Origin of the sequence: Rhodopirellula maiorica SM1, assembly GCF_000346295.1 — a bacterium.
Classification (GTDB): domain Bacteria; phylum Planctomycetota; class Planctomycetia; order Pirellulales; family Pirellulaceae; genus Novipirellula; species Novipirellula maiorica.
This window is the reverse complement of record NZ_ANOG01000817.1, coordinates 1-761: the sequence shown is the minus strand read 5'-3', so window position 1 is coordinate 761 and position 761 is coordinate 1. Positions and strand designations below refer to the sequence as shown.

Genomic DNA, 761 nt, shown 5'->3' with positions numbered 1-761 from the left:
GATCGGGGTGTTGCCCTTCTTTCACTCGTTCGGTTATAGCGTGACGTTGTGGGCGGTGATGACGTTGGGACCAACCGGCGTTTACCACTTCAACCCGCTCGATGCTCGCCAGATCGGTAAGTTGGCGGCCAAGTTCAAAGCGTCCGTGCTGCTGGGGACTCCCACGTTTCTGCGAAGCTATCTGCGACGTGTGGAACCGGAACAATTCGCAACACTGGATGTCGTGGTGGTGGGCGCTGAAAAAATGCCCGCCGAACTGTTTGATGCATTTGAAGAGCGGTTTGGCGTGCGTCCGGTCGAAGGATACGGCGCGACCGAGCTCAGTCCGTTGGTTTCGGTTAACATCCCGCCAAGTCGTTCGTCGGCAAAATATCAAGCCGATCGCATCGAAGGCAGTGTGGGACGTCCGCTGCCTGGGATTGGTGCTCGAATCGTTTCACCCGAGGATGGCAGCGAACTGTTGTCCGGCCAGGACGGCATGCTGATGGTGACCGGACCGAACGTGATGAAAGGCTATGTCAACCAAGACGAATTGACTCGCAAAGTTGTCCAGGACGGTTGGTACGTCACAGGGGACATCGCCAATGTCGATGATCAAGGTTTCTTGCATATCACCGGCCGGCTGAGTCGGTTTTCCAAGATTGCTGGCGAAATGGTGCCGCATCTTCGCGTCGAAGAAGAGATTGCCAAGGTGTATGGCTGCAGGGCCGGCAAGGAGGCCGCGTCCGAGACGGCAGAGGAATCCGACATCGAGCGGCCCA

At 57.3% G+C, this 761-nt stretch carries 1 protein-coding gene; it reads left to right on the top strand.

Features of this window, described 5'->3' with window-relative positions:
* The coding region (locus RMSM_RS26655) for an AMP-binding protein (protein WP_144057985.1) at window positions 1–761 on the top strand (761 nt) is incomplete at both ends.